The 19,588-nt window shown below is 34.8% G+C and carries 14 protein-coding genes and 1 pseudogene; 9 read left to right on the forward strand and 6 right to left on the reverse strand.

What is annotated here, in order from left to right; all coding sequences use genetic code 11:
• The first annotated feature begins 123 nt into the window (after nucleotides 1-123).
• Nucleotides 124-1,692 carry a BCCT family transporter gene (locus tag ABH957_RS09380; RefSeq protein ID WP_404511040.1) on the forward strand — a complete coding sequence of 523 codons (1,569 nt, stop codon included), beginning with the start codon at nucleotides 124-126 and terminating at the stop codon, nucleotides 1,690-1,692.
• A gap of 119 nt (nucleotides 1,693-1,811) precedes the next feature.
• Here ABH957_RS09380 and ABH957_RS09385 read toward each other — a convergent pair whose 3' ends face one another.
• Nucleotides 1,812-3,110 carry an MFS transporter gene (locus ABH957_RS09385; protein ID WP_404511042.1) on the reverse strand — a complete coding sequence of 433 codons (1,299 nt, stop codon included), beginning with the start codon at nucleotides 3,108-3,110 and terminating at the stop codon, nucleotides 1,812-1,814.
• A gap of 328 nt (nucleotides 3,111-3,438) precedes the next feature.
• Between ABH957_RS09385 and lytS the strand changes: the two genes are divergently transcribed.
• From lytS to msrB, 7 genes and pseudogenes are all read left to right on the forward strand, one after another.
• Entirely contained in the window at nucleotides 3,439-5,208 is a 1,770-nt protein-coding gene (gene lytS / locus ABH957_RS09390) for a two-component system sensor histidine kinase LytS (protein WP_002089899.1), read from the forward strand.
• Nucleotides 5,186-5,926, forward strand: coding sequence for a LytR/AlgR family response regulator transcription factor (locus ABH957_RS09395; protein ID WP_088293189.1), 741 nt, complete (start codon nucleotides 5,186-5,188; stop codon nucleotides 5,924-5,926). The genes lytS and ABH957_RS09395 overlap by 23 nt, the downstream gene beginning before the upstream one ends.
• A gap of 132 nt (nucleotides 5,927-6,058) precedes the next feature.
• Nucleotides 6,059-6,490 (forward strand): antiholin-like murein hydrolase modulator LrgA, encoded by a 432-nt coding sequence (gene lrgA, locus ABH957_RS09400; protein WP_088293190.1) that lies wholly within the window; start codon nucleotides 6,059-6,061, stop codon nucleotides 6,488-6,490.
• Nucleotides 6,491-6,524: 34 nt separating this feature from the next.
• Entirely contained in the window at nucleotides 6,525-7,217 is a 693-nt protein-coding gene (gene lrgB, locus ABH957_RS09405; protein ID WP_000168872.1) for an antiholin-like protein LrgB, read from the forward strand.
• Nucleotides 7,218-7,551: 334 nt separating this feature from the next.
• A complete protein-coding gene (locus tag ABH957_RS09410; protein ID WP_002089894.1) occupies nucleotides 7,552-8,595 on the forward strand; it encodes an AI-2E family transporter in 1,044 nt (347 codons plus the stop codon).
• Between the two features lie 91 nt (nucleotides 8,596-8,686).
• A pseudogene (gene msrA / locus ABH957_RS09415) lies at nucleotides 8,687-9,154 on the forward strand (peptide-methionine (S)-S-oxide reductase MsrA); the annotation flags it as partial.
• 45 nt (nucleotides 9,155-9,199) lie between these two features.
• Complete coding sequence (msrB, locus tag ABH957_RS09420; protein ID WP_404442637.1) at nucleotides 9,200-9,652, forward strand: peptide-methionine (R)-S-oxide reductase MsrB; 453 nt, start codon at nucleotides 9,200-9,202, stop codon at nucleotides 9,650-9,652.
• A gap of 25 nt (nucleotides 9,653-9,677) precedes the next feature.
• Here msrB and ABH957_RS09425 read toward each other — a convergent pair whose 3' ends face one another.
• Nucleotides 9,678-12,794 carry an efflux RND transporter permease subunit gene (locus tag ABH957_RS09425; protein ID WP_002034974.1) on the reverse strand — a complete coding sequence of 1,039 codons (3,117 nt, stop codon included), beginning with the start codon at nucleotides 12,792-12,794 and terminating at the stop codon, nucleotides 9,678-9,680.
• Between the two features lie 299 nt (nucleotides 12,795-13,093).
• Between ABH957_RS09425 and ABH957_RS09430 the strand changes: the two genes are divergently transcribed.
• The gene (locus ABH957_RS09430; protein ID WP_404491404.1) at nucleotides 13,094-13,963 is read left to right on the forward strand and encodes a TetR/AcrR family transcriptional regulator; all 870 of its coding nucleotides are present in this window, start codon (nucleotides 13,094-13,096) and stop codon (nucleotides 13,961-13,963) included.
• A 294-nt stretch (nucleotides 13,964-14,257) separates the two neighbouring features.
• On the opposite strand, the gene ABH957_RS09435 is transcribed toward ABH957_RS09430, so the two are convergent.
• The 4 genes from ABH957_RS09435 to ABH957_RS09450 form a co-directional block, all read right to left on the reverse strand.
• Complete coding sequence (locus ABH957_RS09435) at nucleotides 14,258-15,232, reverse strand: alginate O-acetyltransferase AlgX-related protein (RefSeq protein ID WP_404511045.1); 975 nt, start codon at nucleotides 15,230-15,232, stop codon at nucleotides 14,258-14,260.
• 12 nt (nucleotides 15,233-15,244) lie between these two features.
• Nucleotides 15,245-16,639, reverse strand: coding sequence for an MBOAT family O-acyltransferase (locus ABH957_RS09440; RefSeq protein ID WP_404511047.1), 1,395 nt, complete (start codon nucleotides 16,637-16,639; stop codon nucleotides 15,245-15,247).
• Between the two features lie 214 nt (nucleotides 16,640-16,853).
• Nucleotides 16,854-18,446, reverse strand: a complete 1,593-nt coding sequence (locus tag ABH957_RS09445; RefSeq protein ID WP_404454872.1) for an ABC-F family ATP-binding cassette domain-containing protein — start codon at nucleotides 18,444-18,446, stop codon at nucleotides 16,854-16,856.
• 129 nt (nucleotides 18,447-18,575) lie between these two features.
• Nucleotides 18,576-19,514, reverse strand: a complete 939-nt coding sequence (locus ABH957_RS09450; RefSeq protein ID WP_000175832.1) for a glycosyltransferase family 2 protein — start codon at nucleotides 19,512-19,514, stop codon at nucleotides 18,576-18,578.
• Between the last annotated feature and the right edge of the window lie 74 nt (nucleotides 19,515-19,588).

Raw genomic sequence — 19,588 nt, forward strand, 5'->3', positions numbered from 1 at the left:
GACAACATAAGTGTGTAGGAAATTGATGAATTATTATACTTATATAATCATTGTGTTTTGGGTGTAAACAAGAAAACATAATAAAGTTGTTTTTTTAGATTGCTGAGGAAGGAGGAAGTGTAAATGAGGATGAAGAGTCGAAAAACGGATTGGCCTGTATTTCTTATTAGTGGTGGCTCACTTTTATTATTTGTAATTGCAGTTATTTTAAATAAAAGTTACGTAGAGGGAGCCATTAATAGCAGTTTTGCAGCTTCAATTAAATATTTTGGTGCCTTTTGGCAGGTTTTATTAATTGGTACATTTATTGTTGCAATGTGTATGGCGTTTTCAAAATATGGGAGAGTTAAACTTGGGGGGCTAGAAAAACCTGAGATTAGTACGACAAAATGGCTCGCTATTATTATGTCTACATTACTTGCTGGAGGTGGCGTTTTTTGGGCAGCCGCAGAGCCGATGTACCATTTGATGACGGTGCCACCAATACATGAAGGTATAACTGCTGGAACGAAAGAAGCGGTAATGCCGGCTTTAGCACAAAGTTATATGCACTGGGGTTTCCTGGCTTGGACGATTTTAGGTACAATTAGTGCGGTAGTTATGATGTACGGGCATTATCATAAAGATATGCCTTTAAAACCTCGAACGCTTTTATATCCTATTTTTGGAGAGAAATTGCGAAAGAGTTGGCTTGGAACAATGATCGATGTATTTGCCATTATTGCGGTAGCTGCAGGGACGATTGGTCCAATCGGATTTTTAGGCTTGCAAGCAAGTTATGGGTTACAAGCATTGTTTAACATTCCTGATGTGTTTACTACTCAATTAGCCATTATTGTTTGTGTAGTAGCTGTTTCTACTATATCTGCGGTAACAGGAATTGATAAAGGGATTCAAATTATAAGTAATTTAAATGTTAGGTTAGCAGTTCTATTAATGGTATTTGTATTACTATTTGGACCAGGTGGATTTATTATCGATTCATTTGTTTCTTCGTTTGGATTTTATATAAATGAATTTATTCCAATGAGCACATATCGTGGTGATACAGCTTGGTTAGGATCGTGGACAATCTTTTTCTGGGGATGGTTTATTGGATATGGACCGATGATGGCAATTTTAGTGAGCCGAATTTCAAGAGGAAGAACAATCCGAGAAATCATCGTTGCAATTGGAATTATTGCACCTATTATTACAACGTTTTGGTTTACTATACTAGGGGGATCAGGTGTGTTTTATGAGTTAATGAATCCTGGTTCTATCTCGACCGCATTAAGTGAATCTGGTATGCCAGCGGCTATGATTGCAATCACAGAGCAACTGCCACTATCTAATATTATTGGACCTGCATTTCTTTTATTAACAATTTTATTTGTAGTGACAACAGGAGATTCAATGGCTTATTCGATTTCAATGGCAGTGACTGGAGATGGAGATCCTAGAATTAGTTTGCGAGTTTTTTGGTCGCTTATTATGGGCGCAGTTGCGGCGATTCTTTTATATATGGGTGAGGGGAGTATTAACGCCTTACAATCCTTCATTGTAGTGACGGCTGTTCCAGTATCTATTCTGTTATTCCCAATGCTATGGCTAGCGCCTAAAGTCGCAGGGGAATTAGCGTTAAAACAAGGTATTGTAAAAGAAGAAGATAAAACTAGCTTCTTGTTCCAAAAAGCTAGTAAATCAAAATAAATAATTGTATTTATATAAGAAGAGGAAGCATTTCATTTGAGATGCTTCCTCTTTGCTATTTATCCAAATACTTTTCCTGAGGGGACAGTATTTGGATAAACATTTCGTATAGTTTCAATCTATTCTAATACTTTATCTTTCGTCTCTGGGACACATAATAGCATTGTAACTAAACCGATTGGATAGATAATGAAGATGAGAGATAATGCTCCCATTAAATTACCACCTGCAGCAAGTAAGCCGATAATAACAGGTCCAAATCCAGCTAACCCACGTCCTGTACCGAAAATAAAGTTCTCTGCTGTCGAGCGAGCTTCAGCAGGATAGTTTTCAGCTAAAATTGCTCCGAATCCCCCCATCATGCCATTGGCAAAGAATCCAAGCAATGCACTTCCCCATAACAATGATGTTGAGTCTGTGAATAAGAAGAAGTAAATGAGACAGTATATAGTACCACCGACATAATAGATTGTAAAAGTTTTACGTCGACCAATTTTATCGGCTAGAATACCAAAAGTCGCAATTCCAATTAGCATGCCGATCGTAGAGATGAACATCCAGCCGCTCGCTTTTGCTAATGTGTAGTTATATTTATTCGCTAAAATAGTTGGCATCCATGTGAAAATTCCATAATATCCGAAGTTCTGGATGAATGACATAATAATAAGACCAATTGTTGTTATCGTTACTTTTTTATTGGCAAATAACTTTCGAAGTGGGAACTTTTTCATTTGCTTTAGTTGTTCTGCCTCAGTAGTTGTTAAATTACCTTTAGCTTCTTTTTGTAACAATTCTTTTTTGTATCGTTGTTTTTGTTCCCATATTTTCGGTTCACTTAAACTTTTGCGGACGTAAACAGCTAGTAGAGCGGGAATGAGTCCAAATAAGAAAACAGCTCTCCATCCGAAATGCGGGACGATAAATGCCGGAAGGAGTGAAGCGACTAGTACGCCAAATTGCCATCCAAGTGCAACAACGGATGTCGCCTTAGCGCGCATTTCTTTAGACCATGTTTCAGTTACGATGGCCATCCCAATCCCGAATTCACCACCAACTCCCATTCCAACTAAAAAGCGAAGAATTAATAATTGCCAATAATCTGTTGCGAAATAAATAAGTGCTGTTGCTAGTGAGAATAGTAAGATTGTGAAGGCCATCGTACGGATACGCCCAAATAAATCAGCAATAAATCCAAATAAATAAGACCCGATTAGCATTCCTATTGTGGTAGCTAATGTTAAGTCTCCACCTTCAACAGGGCTTAAATGAAATTCTTTTAAAATGTAGACGAGTACGAAAGATAAGAGCAACATGTCTAAACCTTCTGCTGCATATCCTAGCGCAGAACCAAACAATGTTTTATATCTTTTCTCTTTCGTCTCCTCTGTTGTTGATTGTACATCAGTAGTGACGTTCATCATTACTCCTCCTTATTTTCTTCTACAGTCGCTATGGAAGAATAACAAAAGGCCTTCTCACCTGATATGATGAGAAGGCCAAAAAAGCATACGTATCCCTAAAAAAGACCATACGTATAGTATATTCCGACTTCCTTCTCAACCTCACGGGGTTGGGTTAAAGGACTGTATTATATTACTTTATTTTTAGCACTCTTCTGTTAGATTGTCAAATAAAGAGGGGATAGTTATGTGTAAAATATTTCAAAAAACATTTCATTCTCCTTGACGCACGCTTCATTATTTTCCCATAATAAAACTAACTAATATAAAAAGGAATGAATCACAGATGCTAAATTTAGTACTTATGATGATTGAACGCGTCGGACTTATTGTTATTTTAGGATTTTTACTCTCTCATATTAAAACGTTCCGGCGTCTTCTTCATAAGCAGGACGGATATGTAGATAAGTTTAAGCTTATTTGTATTTTTTCAGTGTTTACAATTGTAAGCAATTACACAGGGATTGAAATAGCAGGAAATACTATTATGAATGAAAATTGGTTACAAGGTGTTTCATCATCCAGCACAATTGCGAATACACGAATCATGGGTGTTGGAATTAGTGGATTGCTTGGCGGTCCTATCGTCGGAATTGGAGTAGGTTCTATTGCGGGTATTCATCGTTATATGCTTGGCGGGACGACGGCAGTAAGTTGTGCAATTTCATCAATTTTGGCTGGGATTATAACAGGTTATATTGGATACATTTTCAAAAAATATAACCGTACTATTACTCCTAAATTTTCTGCGATTTTAAGTGTTTTTATCGTTACTTTAGAAATGCTTATGATTCTATTAATTATAGAAGATGGACTTAGTGTTGTGAAAACAATTGCGCTACCGATGATTCTTGTAAATAGTTTTGGCAGTTTCATTTTACTTTCGATGATACTAGCTATTTTACGACAAGAAGAAAACGCAAAAGCTTTGCAAACGCATAAAGTATTACGAATTGCTGATAAGACGTTACCATATTTCCGCCAAGGGTTAACAGAAGAGTCTTGTAAACATGTGGCACAAATTATTCACCGCTTTACGGGAACAGATGCGGTATCCTTAACAGATACAGAGGAAATCTTAGCTCACGTTGGATTAGCATCAGATCATCATATTCCTTCACACAGTTTAATAACAGGTTTATCAAAAGAAGTATTAAAAACAGGGAAAATAATGAAGGCAAAATCACGTGAGATTATTAATTGTCAACATGAAGGGTGTCCATTACAAGCGGCAGTTGTTATTCCATTAACTTCACATGGAAATACGATAGGAACATTAAAACTTTATTTTAAAAACCCTAATCAATTAAGTCGTGTTGAAGAAGAGTTAGCGGAAGGGCTAGCGAAAATATTCTCCACACAGCTTGAGTTAGGTGAAGCTGAGTTACAAAGTAAGTTATTGCAAGATGCCGAAATAAAAGCGTTGCAAGCACAAATCAATCCGCATTTTTTATTTAATGCAATTAATACCGTATCGGCTTTATGCCGAACAGATGTAGAAAAAGCGAGGAAATTATTATTGCAGCTTAGCGTTTATTTTCGTTGTAATTTGCAAGGGGCACGACAATTACTTATTCCATTAGAACAAGAGTTGAATCATGTACATGCATATTTATCGTTAGAGCAAGCGAGGTTTCCGAATAAGTATGAAGTGAAGATGTACATTGAAGAGGCACTAAAGGTGACTTTAGTTCCACCATTTGTGCTTCAGCTATTAGTTGAAAATGCATTGCGCCATGCTTTTCCGAAAAAGCAGCCAGTGTGCCAAGTCGAGGTACATGTGTTTGAAAAAGAAGGGATGGTTCACTTTGAAGTAAAGGATAATGGACAAGGGATTGAGAGTGAACGTCTAGAGCAATTAGGAAAAATGGTAGTTCCATCAAAGAAAGGGACGGGAACAGCCTTATATAATATTAATGAACGACTTATCGGGTTATTTGGGAAAGAGACAATGCTTCAAATTGAAAGTGAATTAGAGCAAGGGACAAAGATCCTCTTTGTGATTCCGAAAAAAGTAGAGGAGGAAAAACGGAGTGTTAAAAGTATTAGTAGTTGATGATGAAATGTTAGCACGGGATGAATTGAAATATTTATTAGAGAAAACAAAAGAAGTAGAGATAATTGGTGAGGCGGATTGTGTAGAGGATGCATTAGAAGAATTAATGAAAAACAAACCGGATATTGTTTTTCTAGATATTCAATTATCTGATGATAATGGATTTGAAATCGCAAATATATTAAAGAAAATGAAAAACCCACCTTCAATTGTGTTTGCTACTGCCTATGATCAATATGCATTGCAAGCATTTGAAGTAGATGCGTTAGATTACATTTTAAAGCCATTTGATGAAGAACGTATCGTACAGACATTAAAGAAATATAAAAAACAAAAGCAAACAAAGTTAGAAACAAAGCAAGATGTAAAGAGTGTAGATGTAACGGCCGAGATGCATAAATTAGCATTACCAATTGAGGAATCAATTGTACTTGTTAACATTGAAGATATTATTTATGTAGGGCTTGTAGATGGGAAAGTAACTGTAAAAACAATGAAAGAAACATATGTAACACATGATACGCTTGTCATTTTGGAAAAGAAATTACCACAAACAATTTTTATGCGTGTTCATCGTAGTTTCGTTGCTAATATTAATCATATTTCTGAGATACAGCCGTGGTTTAATTCGACTTATAACTTAATTATGAAAGAGGGATCCAAAGTCCCGGTTAGCCGTACATATGCAAAAGAACTTAAAAAGCTGCTTCGTATTTAAGAAGCAGCTTTTGTATTTCGTCTGCCTATTTTTGTAACTAATTTTGTATATTTGACGTTCTATTGTGTAAACGCTTACAGTTTTATTTTTATCTTATACAATAAAGGTACCAAATCGAAAGAGGTGGCCAAAATGAGTACGAAAAAAGTATATAGTTTCTTATCACAAGCATTCATATTTTCAGCTATTATGTTAGTTTCTAATATTATTGCAACACATTTACCAATTCCGATGCCTTCATCGGTGATCGGATTAGTTATTTTATTTAGCCTATTATGTTTAAAAGTTATTAAATTGGAACAAGTTGAATCATTCGGAACGGCCTTAACAGGTATTATCGGATTCCTTTTCGTTCCATCAGGTATTTCGGTTATTAATTCTCTCGGTGTAATGGGACAATATTTTGTACAAATTTTAACTGTAATTGTTGTCGCAACAATTATTTTACTCGCTGTAACAGGATTATTTGCACAATTTATTTTAGGAAAAGACGATAAAGAAATAGAAGATACGAAAGAATTGAAAGTAGTAGATAAAGGACGCAAGCACGGAAAAGTTGCGTAACCAATTTAGTATATATTGTTAGGAGGGAATGAACATGGCAAGCACAATGACTCCATATTTCGGAATCGTCGTTTCATTAATCGCATACGGAATCGGAACATTATTATTTAAGCATTCAAAAGGATTCTTCTTATTCACACCATTATTCGTAGCGATGGTATTAGGGATTGTCTTTCTAAAAGTAGGTAACTTTACTTTTGAAGAATATAATACTGGCGGAAAAATGATTAGCTTCTTCTTAGAACCAGCAACAATCGCGTTTGCAATTCCATTATATAAACAAGTTGATAAGTTAAAAAAATATTGGTGGCAAATTTTATCGGCTATTGTGGTTGGATCTATTTGTTCAGTGGTTGTTGTGTTCATTGTCGCAAAAGCAATTGGTCTAGATACAGCTGTAATGAACTCAATGTTACCGCAGGCAGCAACAACAGCAATTGCATTACCAATCTCTGAAAGTATCGGTGGTATTCCAGCAATTACATCATTTGCAGTTATCTTTAATGCTGTTATCGTATACGCATTAGGAGCTTTATTCTTAAAAACATTTAGAGTTAAACATCCGATTGCTAAAGGTTTAGCGCTTGGAACAGCAGGACATGCGTTAGGGGTTGCAGTAGGTATCGAAATGGGTGAAGTAGAAGCAGCTATGGCCAGTATCGCTGTGACAGTGGTTGGTGTCGTAACAGTGGTGGTTATTCCAATGTTCATGCCGTTTATTGGATGATAAAACTTACTAAAAAAAATATAAAAGCAAGTTATTTGTAGGACGGATTTCTACTGATAGCTTGCTTTTTATGTTACAGTAGTGGTAAGACCTATTGAAGGATAAAAGTTTCCTTAAATCTTCATTAATACTACGTATAATGCGTTCTGAAATAGGTCATTGTATTGTAAAATAAGAAGTAACATAATATATAGCACAATTAACGGGTGGTTAGGGTTGAATATAAATTGCTCGCAATGGCTTTAATATTAAAGGATAATTATAAGTAGAAAATAGAGAGAGATCTACTTGTTAACGTTTTACTTTATAGGACAGGAGAGAGTACTCGTCGATTATGCAAATAAAAAACCTGTTTCAAAGCAAAGGATTTCAGAGGTTAATCGTATTAGTATTACTTGCTCTCATATTGTATGGGATGCAAAGTATGTTAAATTTAATTTTAATTACGTTTATGTTGACGTATTTAATGGATCGATTCCAAAAGTTTATTTCTCGTAAATTAGATCATTTCATGCCAATTAATCGAAAAATTATTATAGCGCTTTTATATGTAATGTTAGTGGCAGGAATTGCCATTACGCTATTTAAATACTTACCGGTATTAACAATACAAATTTCACAATTGATTTATCAATTTAATGTATTTTTAAGAAATCCACCTGATAGTGAATTAATTAAGTATGCAGTTAATGCTGTTAATCATATGGAGCTTTCTAAATATGTGGGGCAAGGCGTAGACATTTTGTATAAATCTATTACGAATGTTGGGAAATTTGGCCTTCAAGTTTTACTTTCTGTAATTTTAAGTTTATTTTTCTTACTTGAAAAAGCACGTATCGTTGCTTTTACTTCGAAATTTAAAGAAAGCCGACTTGCAATTTTCTATAACGAAATAGAGTATTTCGGAAAGAAATTTGCACGCTCATTTGGAAAAGTAATCGAAGCACAATTTTTAATTGCAATTGTTAACTGTGTTTTATCTGTTATTGCATTATGGATATTAGGATTCCCGCAATTACTAGGTTTAGCGTTAATGATTTTCTTGCTTGGTTTAATTCCAGTGGCGGGTGTTATTATCTCGTTATTCCCACTCTGTATGATTGCTTACAATATTGGCGGTATTATGTATGTCGTTTATATTGTAGTTATCGTAACAGTAATTCATGCACTTGAGAGCTATGTATTAAATCCGAAGTTTATGTCTCAAAAAACAAACTTACCAATCTTCTACACATTTATGGTATTAATTTTCTCTGAGCATTTCTTAGGTGTGTGGGGACTTATTATCGGTATTCCAATCTTCATTTTCTTATTAGATGTCTTAGATGTGACAAGTGATGAAATGGAGAAGGACGTTGAAAAAAATAAAGTGAAGTAAAGAAAAAGCATCGATGTTCGATGCTTTTTCTTTTATAACATGACGTTCCTTATGCCATACTGTAAGGAGAAGATAGAATAGGGGTGAAATAATGGCTGTAAATGAAAAGATAGAGTTAGCTACGTTTGCCGGAGGGTGTTTCTGGTGTATGGTTTCGCCATTTGAAGAGATGGAAGGGATTATACAGGTTGTTTCAGGCTATACAGGTGGCCATAAAGAGGATCCAACGTATAAAGAAGTGTGCTCGGAAACAACTGGGCATTATGAAGCAGTACAAATTACATTTGATGCAAATAAAATGCCGTATGAAGAGTTGTTAAATATATATTGGAGACAAATTGACCCGACTGATATAGGGGGACAATTCCACGACCGCGGGCAGTCTTATGAAACGGTGATTTTTTATCATAATGAAGAACAACATAAAAAGGCAGAGGCTTCAAAAGAAGAGCTCGAGAAAAGTGGGCATTTTTCGAAGCCAATTGCGACAAAAATATTGCCAGCTGCTACGTTTTATCCAGCTGAAGAATATCACCAAGGATATTATAAGAAGAATACATTTCGCTATGAGTTATATCGTAAAGGCTCAGGTCGAGATGCTTTTATTAAACAACATTGGCCAAAGAATAATGCTCATTTAAAAGAAAGATTAAACGAGATGCAGTTTTATGTAACACAGGAAAATGGGACAGAACCGCCTTTTCAAAATGAGTATTGGAATCATAAAGAAGAAGGGCTTTATGTAGATATTGTTTCGGGGGAACCATTATTTACTTCTTTCGATAAGTTCGATAGCGGCTGTGGATGGCCGAGTTTTACGAAACCAGTTATGTCAGCTAGTGTGAAAGAAAAAATGGATGTTAGCCATAATATGACGCGTACGGAAGTGAGAAGTAAAGAAGGAGATTCACATCTTGGGCATGTATTTTCAGACGGCCCGGGACAAAACGGCCTTCGTTATTGTATTAATTCGGCAGCGCTACGCTTTATTCAAAAAGAAGATTTAGAAAAAGAAGGATATGGTGATTTCCTAATCTTGTTTGGGAATAAAAAATAACCTCGCAGTCAGCGAGGTTATTTTTTTATTTTACTTTTTTCTTTTTAAATTTGCTTAATGCTTCATAAACGATTGGAACAATAAGAAGTGTTAATAATGTTGAACTTGTTAATCCACCAATTACTGTTACGCCAAGTCCTTTAGAAATTAAGCCGCTACCTTCAAATCCTAATGCAAGCGGGATAAGAGCCCCGATTGTTGCAATTGCAGTCATTAAGATAGGACGCAGGCGTGTTGTACCAGCTTCTAATAATGCTTCACGTGTTGATAGGCCGTCATTTTCTTTATGAATAACACGGTCAATGAGCACGATTGCGTTCGTTACAACGATACCAATTAGCATAAGAGCCCCAATCATCGCAGATACGCTTAACGTTTCGCCAGAAATTAATAAGGCAACGAGTGCACCAATGATTGTGAATGGTAGCGAGAATAAAATTGCGAATGGTGCAAGGGCACCGCCAAATGTAACAACAAGAACGAAGTATACAATGGCAATCGCAGCTAACATCGCTAAGCCAAGTTGCTTGAATGATTCTTGAATATCTTGTGTAACACCACCCATAGAAACATCTATACCAGAAGGAAGATCCATTTTATCTACTTCTTTTTGAACAGCGGCAGATGCTTTTGAAACGTCATCAGATGTTAGTTTTGCACTAACTTCCGCATAAACACGGCCATCACGATGTGTTACTGTGTTAGAAGTTTCACCTTCTTTTACAGTCATAACATCTTTAACAGCAACTTCATTACCAAGTGGTGTTGTAATTTTACGATTTGTTAAGTCATCGATCGTTTCATAGTTTTGTTTTTCAGTTTCTACATATACATTTATATCTTTATCATCTTTTTTAATTGTTGTAAGAACAGGGCGGTCATGTTGATTAGAAAGTCCCATTCCAATTTGAGCAGCAGTTAGCCCCATTTTACTTAACTTTTCTTGATCAGCGACTAAAGTATATTCTGCATATGTTTTTGCAACACTAGAGTCTATGTCTTTTAAATCTTTATTTTTCTTCATGATATTTTGAATGTCTTTCACGACAGGCTTAATTTCTTCAGAGCTATCTCCATAAACGTATAGCTTAATTTCGTTACTACCGCCACCTGCTCCGAAATCTTGGTTTTTCCATTCACCTTTTCCAGACATCTTTTGTAAATCTTTAACGACTTGTTCTTTCTCTTTTTCAAAGTTTTTCGTATCGTTATCATATTGAACGAAGAACATCGCTTGATTTGTTTGACCAGGGCTCATTGGGTTTTCGCCGCCTAATGAGAATTGAATCGTTTTGACGTCTTTTTTATCTTGGAAATGCTTTTCAGCTTTCGTTGCAATTTTTTCAACGTCGTCTAACGTTTGACCTGGCTCAGGTTTGTACGTTGCGATAATCATTTTTTCTTCTTCAGATGGTAAGAAGCTGACACCGATGATTGGTACAAGTGCAAGGCTGCCTACTAATAGGAGGACTGTGATACTTGATGTAATAATTTTATGGTTTAACGCCCATTCAAGTATACGTTTATAGCCGTTTGCTAATTTGCTTGGTTTTTCCTCATGATGTACTTCTTTTTCTCTCATGCTTTCCTTCTTAAATAAGGAATGTGCTAGCATCGGCACAATTGTAACTGCCACAAGTAAGGAAGCAAGTAGGGCAAAAACAATTGTTAAAGCAAATGGTAAGAACATTTCACCAATCATACCCTTTACAAGCCCAAGAGGTAAGAATACAGCGATTGTCACAATTGTAGAAGACATAATCGGGATAAACATTTCTTTCGTAGCTTCACGAATTAAATCTTTCCCACGTAATTTCTCTTCTGATAAAGACATACGTCGGTAAATATTTTCAATAACAACAATTGAGTCATCAACAACGCGTCCAATAGCAACTGTCATTGCTCCAAGTGTCATAATGTTAAGGGTAATATCCATTTGTTTTATTACTAAAACTGCAATTAATAAAGAAAGTGGTATAGAAACGACAGAGATTAGTGTTGTTCGAATGTTTCGCAGGAACAACATAATAATAACAATCGCAAAGATAGCACCGAAAATAGCTTTGCTAAGCATTGTTTCGACTGATTTTTCAATAGGCGCACCTTGATCGAATGTTGAAATAATCTCTAAGTCTTTATATTTTTTCTCAAGGTCTTTTACTTTATCTTTAACTGCATTTACAACATCAACTGTATTCGCATCAGCAGCCTTCACAATTTGAATACCGATTGCTTCTTTTCCATTCGTTCGAGAAATGGATTCCGCTTTTCCAACTTCTTTAATATCAGCAATCTCTTCTAATGTAACCGTTGGTATGCCATTCATAGCGGCCGGATTCATCTGTGGTGCTTGTGTTCCAGCACCAGCGTTTTGACTACCTTGACCATTCGGTGATGAAGGGATAGCTGGAATTTTTAATTCTTTTAATGCTTTAATTGTTGTAATGTTACCATCGACAACAACTGATTTTTCCGTATCTTTAAATGTATATAAGCCAAGTGGTAACGATACGTCCGAACCTTTAATCATATTTTTTACAGTATCTTCACTTAAACCTAATTCTTTCATCTTATCTTTTTTGAAGACAAGCTGTACTTCATCTACTTGTTGACCTGCGATTTGAACAGATGCGACACCATCAAGTCCTTTTAATCCAGGAACAACATTTTTTTCTACATTTTCTGTTAAGGCAGCTAAAGATTCATTTTTACTCGCTACGCTTAATGAAATAACAGGAAAGGCATTAAAGTTTACTCGTGAGACTTTCGGGTCTTTCACACCTTCTGGCAGTTTCACGTTTGCGAGCGATTCTTTAATTTCCGTTTCGGCTTTTTCCATATTTTTATCAAAATCATATTCTACCTGAATAGAAGATGCGTTTTGATAAGATGATGAACTAACAACGTTTACACCGCTTAAATTTTGGAGTTGCTCTTCCATTGGTTTTGAAATTTTATCGGCTACTTCTTCTGGTGTAGCACCAGGATAAACCGTGGTTACTGTTACAATCGGTGTTGTAATATCAGGAATTGTCTCCAGCTTCATATTGAGTCCAGAATAAATACCCGCAATAGTAACAATAATGGTTAGTAGCCAAACTGCGAACTTATTTTTTAACGTGAAATTGATGATTTTGTTCATGTTTGCGCTCCCTTTTTATTATATTGACCAATCGGTCAGTCTAATACATAATATAACTGACCGATTGGTCAGTCGTCAATGAAAAGAGATGGTATAATAAAATCAAACTGTAAGTAGTCGGTTTCCTATTCTTTTTCTGATCATTGGCTTTTACTAACCGAATTTTATAGATGGAAAGGCTTCTATATAAACCATTTACTCCATTAAATTTTATATGGGGAGTTTTATTTTCAGTTAATGTGGAATAAAATCAAGTTTGAATTTACATAAGATGCGAGATTAAATTTAGGAGAGAGAATATGAAAGAAAAAGAGCGCTTAATTATAGAGATGGCTATGAGGTTATTTGCAACTAAGGGTGTAAATGCAACGTCAGTACAAGAAATCGTAACCGCATGTGGTATATCAAAAGGAGCTTTTTATTTATATTTCAAATCAAAAGACGAGTTATTATTGGCCACACTTCGATATTATTATGACAAGATTCAGAAGAAAATGCTGGATATTGAAAAAGAATCTTTATTACCACGTGAAAAATTTGAAAAACAATTATATTGTCAGTTTACTGATGTGCAAAAACATAAAGAATTTATTATTATGCATGCAAGAGAAAATGCAATTCCGTTTAATAAAGAAGTAGAAGAGTTTATGATGAGGATGAAATTAGAGTCTCATGCATTTTATCGGAATAGCTTACTGTCCATTTATGGTGAAAAGGTTATTCCATACTTGTTAGATCTAGTAATTATGGTGGAAGGGATATGCCGTGGGTATTTAGAATTAATTATTTTAAATGCACCAGAAATTGATTTGTCCTATGTCTCAGCTTTTATTTTAAAAAGGATAGACAATTTAGTAGAGGGGCTTCTAGAATCTTCGGAGGAACCTGTCCTACATGAAGAGAGACTAGGAGAATTTCTTTGTAGTTCCGAGCTTATTAAGGAACAGGTGAAGGAACATTTTCTAAGTGAAATTATTGTATTTAAACGAACATTAGCTGATCAATTAGAAAATGATGAGGTTTTAGTCACTTTAGATGTTTTAGAATCCGAAATGAGAGTTCAAAATCCAAGGATTCCAGTTATTCGAGGGATGTTAGCGAATTTGGAAACGTATAATGATTTGAATGATTTTAGATTGAGGTTAGCCCGATATTACTATATAAATTGAGACTATAATCAGTGGGATTGAAATCCCACTGATTATAGTTGAAAATAAGTTTTTATTTTACATTTTGAAATTTATACATATCACCATAAACGTTGGTGTCGTTGTATATAAACAATACAATATCTGCATTTTGTTCTTCTATTTGCTGTTTCACACTTTTTCCTTGAGTGTAACGAGGATCAATAAAAGTTGTTTTAGCAAAATTACGCGCAAATAAAGGATATGTAGCATCAGCATACGAATCTTTTAAGATAACAATGTGTAAATCGTTGTCTGCCTTTTCATTAATGATGTTTATTTCAGGGAAATCCGTTTGATAAACATTAGCATATCCAGGAGCAGGACTATTTTTTCTTTTCCGTAAAACTGAGCCATAGATTCCTTAGCGGTATCATCTTTAATAGCACCATAGTAAACTGTGTAGTCGTCCCAAGATTCACCCGAATTATAATGGACATACGGAATTTGTACAGATGAAGTATCAATTAAGCGGTACAATTGATTATTCCAGCTACCAACAAACTTTCCTTTCGGTTTTTCCCAGTTAATGGTGTAGTCATCTTTCTTTATTGGTTGCCCTTTATATTTGTTTGAATGAGAATTAATAAAATTCATCGTATCCTCATATGCATAAAAGGCACCTTCCATATTCCAATGATGGTCTGTAGTTAAATACATTCGTTCTAGTTCTTTGTTAGTAAAACTTTCTTTAAACATCGGTAATACATCAATAATAGGGAATTTAGTTTCTGCCAATTTCTCAGCAAGGTGATCCCTAAGTATTTGTTCGTACCCAAGATTTAGGTAAGAGGGAAGCTTATATTGTAACGCTGTTTGCTTACTAGGAACTAAAGAAAAATAGAATTCTGTTTGAGGAAAATCTTTTTTCAAAGTATTTAATTCATGAACCCCAGCATCAACATCGTTTAAATGATTTTCCATATTAGGCCTATTAAAAATAAATTGATCGTTTGTAACATGAATGTTGTTTACGAATGTTCGATTCATAGACAATTGGAACTTTATATAACTTTCAAGAAAGAAATCTCTAGGTCCAATATGATCTGTAAAATGTGTTTCGATACCTTTAAATAATTCGCCAGTTTTTATAGTGGAAGCATTTACAGCAGGTCTAATTGCTAAGTTTCTGTTCTCAAATTCAGAAAATGTTTTTTTATCTATAAGGATAACTTTTGCTGTCCAAATACCCACTCCAAAAATAACTGTAAGAAACCCCATTATTAAAGTGAGGTTTTGAAATTTTTTCATAGTGAACCTCCTTTAAAAACGGAAATAAATAAATGGATTATAAGTTGCATTTGTTAGGAATACTAAAACAATGACTAAAATACTTAAATAATAAATTGGCGATAAAACAGCAAATCTTTTTGTTGATAACACTTTTTGTAACCATGGAAATACGGGCGCTGCAGTAATAATAGCTAATAGGAAAATTCCCCAATAATTCATTACATAGAAATAACTATTAATGTCTGTTAATGGACCGTTAAATCCGAACATGGATTTTAAAAATTCAAGGCAATAACTGAAATTATCTGCTCGGAAAAATACCCATCCAATAATAACTAAAAACATAACGTAAATATGTTGGAGAGGACTCCATAATTTCTGAAGTAGGTTTTCAAGTCCTGCTTTTTCAAGTGCAATTAGAATTCCATAATAAATACCCCAAATCATAAAGGTCCAACTGGCACCATGCCAAAACCCGGTTAATCCCCATACAATGAAGAGGTTACGATAAATTTTCCAAGTTGTAACGCGATTTCCTCCAAGAGGAATATAGACATAGTCACGGAACCAAGAACCGAGCGAAATATGCCAACGACGCCAAAATTCAGAAATGGATTTTGAGATATATGGATAATTAAAGTTTTCTAGAAAATCAAATCCAAACATCTTTCCTAATCCAATTGCCATGTCACTGTATCCAGAAAAATCAAAGTAAATTTGTAGCGTATAGGAAATGGCTCCCATCCAAGCTAATGATACACTCATATCAGAAGGATTCATTGCGAAAATCTCATCGGCTATAGCACCTAATTGGTTAGCAATTAAAACTTTTTTCCCCAAACCAATAATAAAACGGCGAACTCCTTCAGAGAATTTTTCGGCATCAACAGTTCGCTGGTGTAATTGGTGAGAAATTGTATTATAACGAACAATTGGTCCTGCTACTAATTGTGGAAATACAGTAAAGTATAAAGCCAAATCAAAGATATTTCGTTGAGCATCGACTTTTTTCTTATAAATATCGATAATATAACTCATCGCATGGAACGTGAAAAATGAAATACCAATTGGTAAAGGTATTTTTTCAAGAATAATATTGGTATGGAAGATAGAATTGATATTATCCACTAAAAAGTTTGCGTATTTAAAATATCCTAAAATAGCTGTGTTCATTATAATTGCAAACGTTAATAATAGTTTTCTTTGCCCATTTGTGAAGCGACTATTCCCTAACAAGATACCAAACCAATAGTTAACAAAGATAGAGAACAGCATTAGGAAAACATAGATGGGTTCGCCCCAAGCATAAAATACTAAACTAAAAAATAATAAAACTATATTTTGTAGTTCTTTGCGTACAGCATAATAAATTAAGAGTACAGCGGGTAAAAATAAACATAAAAAGACAAGGTTACTAAATACCATTTTAATTAATTCCTTTCCTATTTTATCTAAATGATACCAAAATTATCTTCTAAATGTAAGTTTATAAAATTCAGGATATTATTTACATTTTTAATTTCTTTATATTGTGAGAAGTTCTCTTAAGTGGTGAGAGAGAAAAGAATCTTTGTTTATAAAAAAAGGCCGTCCCTAATTACCTTTTAGGAACGGCCCTTTTTTACTGACATGAAATAATTTAGTTATTTTTTTCTGCCCATTCTTCAATATTCCAAACTTTTGTTATCCAGTCTTCATAGAAGTCGGGTTCGTGACATACAAGAAGAATGGTCCCTTTATATGCCTTCAGAGCTTTTTGAAGTTCTTCCTTTGCTGTAACATCAAGATGGTTTGTTGGCTCATCAAATAGGATCCAGTTACTTTCTTCACCCATTAACTTACATAAACGAACTTTTGCTTGTTCGCCACCACTTAATTGATTTAGCGGGCGAGAGATATGCTCGTTTTTTAATCCGCATTTCGCTAACATTGCACGAACTTGATGTTGGTCCATGCTAGGGAATGTGTTCCAAACGTCATCAATTGGTGTTATATTATCAGCTTTTACTTCTTGCTCGAAGTATGCAGGCTCTAAGAAGTCACCAAGACTTGTTTTACCGCTTAAAGGTTTAATTTTTCCTAAAATCGTTTTTAGTAATGTTGATTTACCAACACCATTACAACCAACGATGGCAATTTTTTCACCGCGTTCAATTGTCATTGTTAGTTTTGGTAATAACGGATGTGTATATCCGATTTCTACATTTTCACCTTCAAAGACGAAACGGCTACTTGCGCGACATTCTTTAAATGAGAATTCTGGCTTAATTGCTGTTTCAGGACGATCGATAAGCTCCATGCGATCAAGCTGTTTTTGACGACTCTTTGCACGACCTGTAGTTGAATAACGAGCTTTGTTCTTTGCGATGAAGTCCTCTTGCTTTTTAATAAACTCGCGCTGCTTTTCATAAGCGTTTATATGTTGATTTTTATTGATTTCTGCTAGTTCTAGGAATTTTTCGTATGTCGCAGTATAGCGCGTCATTTTTGTAAATTCTAGATGGAAAATAACATCAACGCATTTATTCATAAATTCCGTATCATGAGAAATTAATAAGAATGCATGTGGATATTCTTTTAAATAATTCGTTAACCAATGAATATGTTCAACGTCTAAATAGTTAGTAGGCTCATCGAGTAATAACACTTCTGGTTGCTCAAGTAATAGTTTTGCAAGTAATACTTTTGTACGTTGCCCACCACTTAGTGCTGAAACATCACGATCTAAACCGATTGCATCAATTCCAAGACCTCTTGCTGCCTCTTCGATTTTCATATCTAGTAAATAGAAACCACCTGCTTCGAGAGCATCTTGTATTTCTGCCATCTGCTCAAGAAGGTCCTCTAATTCTTCCGGTGTTGCCGTTCCCATTTTTTCTGCAACTTCATTTAAAGCTTTTTCTTTTTCAAATAAAGGTAAAAACGCGTCAGCTAATACATCACGAATTGTGCGACCAGGTGTTAAAATTGTATGCTGGTCTAAGTAACTGTAATTTGTACCAGGTGTCCATTCTACACGGCCTTCATCATGGATAAGTTGACCAGTAATAATATTCATAAATGTTGATTTGCCAACACCGTTTGCACCGACTAATCCAACATGTTCTCCTGCTAGTAAACGCATGGATACATCTTTAAATAATGTGCGATCGCCAAATGTATGGCCTAGTTTTTCTACTGTTAATAAGCTCATAGTATCCTCCGTCCAACTTGAAATAGTACCTTGAATCATGATACTAAATTATTGAGTATAATGCTATCCTTTCAAAATGTATCTTTTTTCAAGAATTATTTTGCGTTAATTTTTTTGGGAAATATAATAGTAAAAAAGTTACTTCTATTTACAGAAGTAACTTTTTTACTAAGCTTTTTGTTTTACTTTACTAACTTTTTTTTCTGCTACAATGAAATGTGGTCTACGCTTTGTTTCATAATAAATACGACCGATGTATTCACCGATAACCCCTAGGAAAATGAGTTGAATACCACCGATAAATAATATGGCAGAAATTAATGTAAAGTATCCTGGTACATCGACGCCGCTAACGGTAATTTGAATAAATGTAGTGATTACATATAAAACAGCTAAAAGCGTTGTTAATAATCCAAGGTATATAGATAATCGCAATGGTTTATTGTTAAACGAAATTACACCATCTATCCCGTAATTTAATAACTTAGAGAAAGTCCATTTACTTTCTCCGTCAGAACGTAATACATTTTCGTATTCAATAATTTGTTCTTTGAAACCAATCCAAGAAAATAAACCTTTTGAAAAACGATTGTATTCAGTTAGAGATAGTAGTGAATCGACTGCACTTCTACTTAAAAGTCTAAAATCACCGATGCCATCTACTAGCTCAATATCAACGAATTTATTCATGACTTTATAATATAAGCTAGAAACGAAAGAACGTACTGGTGAATCACCCGTTCTAGTTCGCTTTGCAATTACTTGATCATAGCCGTTATTATAGCCGTCTAGCATATCTTTTATTAGTTCGGGTGGATGTTGTAGATCAGCATCCATAATAACCACAGCGTCGCCTGTAGCATACTTTAGACCGGCAAGCATAGCAGCTTCTTTTCCAAAATTCCTACTAAATGATATATAATGCACACTTGAGTCTGAATCGGCTAGGTCACGTAGAATTTCTAGTGTGTTATCTTTACTTCCATCATTGACGAAAACAAATTCATAATCAGTAGTTAGTTTATGAATTTCAAGAGAAGTCTCTGAATAGAAAGCTCTGAGTACCTTCTCTTCATTATAACAAGGTACTACTATTGAAAGGGTCATGTTAGGACCTCCTTAGGTGTAATTTTAAACTGGGCATGAAGTAAAAGCTCAAGCAATTATCTTCAACTTTTACT

The sequence above is a fragment of the Bacillus sp. RC242 genome, from assembly GCF_044908245.1.
GTDB lineage: Bacteria > Bacillota > Bacilli > Bacillales > Bacillaceae_G > Bacillus_A > Bacillus_A mycoides.

Bases quoted from the DNA above. Each gene is read 5' to 3' on its own strand.
- ABH957_RS09445 (WP_404454872.1), bottom strand. From the start codon at position 18,446: ATGATTCAAGGTACTATTTCAAGTTGGACGGAGGATACTATGAGCTTA.
- ABH957_RS09410 (WP_002089894.1), top strand. From the start codon at position 7,552: ATGCAAATAAAAAACCTGTTTCAAAGCAAAGGATTTCAGAGGTTAATC.
- ABH957_RS09385 (WP_404511042.1), bottom strand. From the start codon at position 3,110: ATGAACGTCACTACTGATGTACAATCAACAACAGAGGAGACGAAAGAG.
- lrgB (WP_000168872.1), top strand. From the start codon at position 6,525: ATGGCAAGCACAATGACTCCATATTTCGGAATCGTCGTTTCATTAATC.
- lytS (WP_002089899.1), top strand. From the start codon at position 3,439: ATGCTAAATTTAGTACTTATGATGATTGAACGCGTCGGACTTATTGTT.
- ABH957_RS09380 (WP_404511040.1), top strand. From the start codon at position 124: ATGAGGATGAAGAGTCGAAAAACGGATTGGCCTGTATTTCTTATTAGT.
- ABH957_RS09430 (WP_404491404.1), top strand. From the start codon at position 13,094: ATGAAAGAAAAAGAGCGCTTAATTATAGAGATGGCTATGAGGTTATTT.
- ABH957_RS09435 (WP_404511045.1), bottom strand. From the start codon at position 15,232: ATGAAAAAATTTCAAAACCTCACTTTAATAATGGGGTTTCTTACAGTT.
- lrgA (WP_088293190.1), top strand. From the start codon at position 6,059: ATGAGTACGAAAAAAGTATATAGTTTCTTATCACAAGCATTCATATTT.
- ABH957_RS09450 (WP_000175832.1), bottom strand. From the start codon at position 19,514: ATGACCCTTTCAATAGTAGTACCTTGTTATAATGAAGAGAAGGTACTC.
- ABH957_RS09425 (WP_002034974.1), bottom strand. From the start codon at position 12,794: ATGAACAAAATCATCAATTTCACGTTAAAAAATAAGTTCGCAGTTTGG.
- ABH957_RS09440 (WP_404511047.1), bottom strand. From the start codon at position 16,639: ATGGTATTTAGTAACCTTGTCTTTTTATGTTTATTTTTACCCGCTGTA.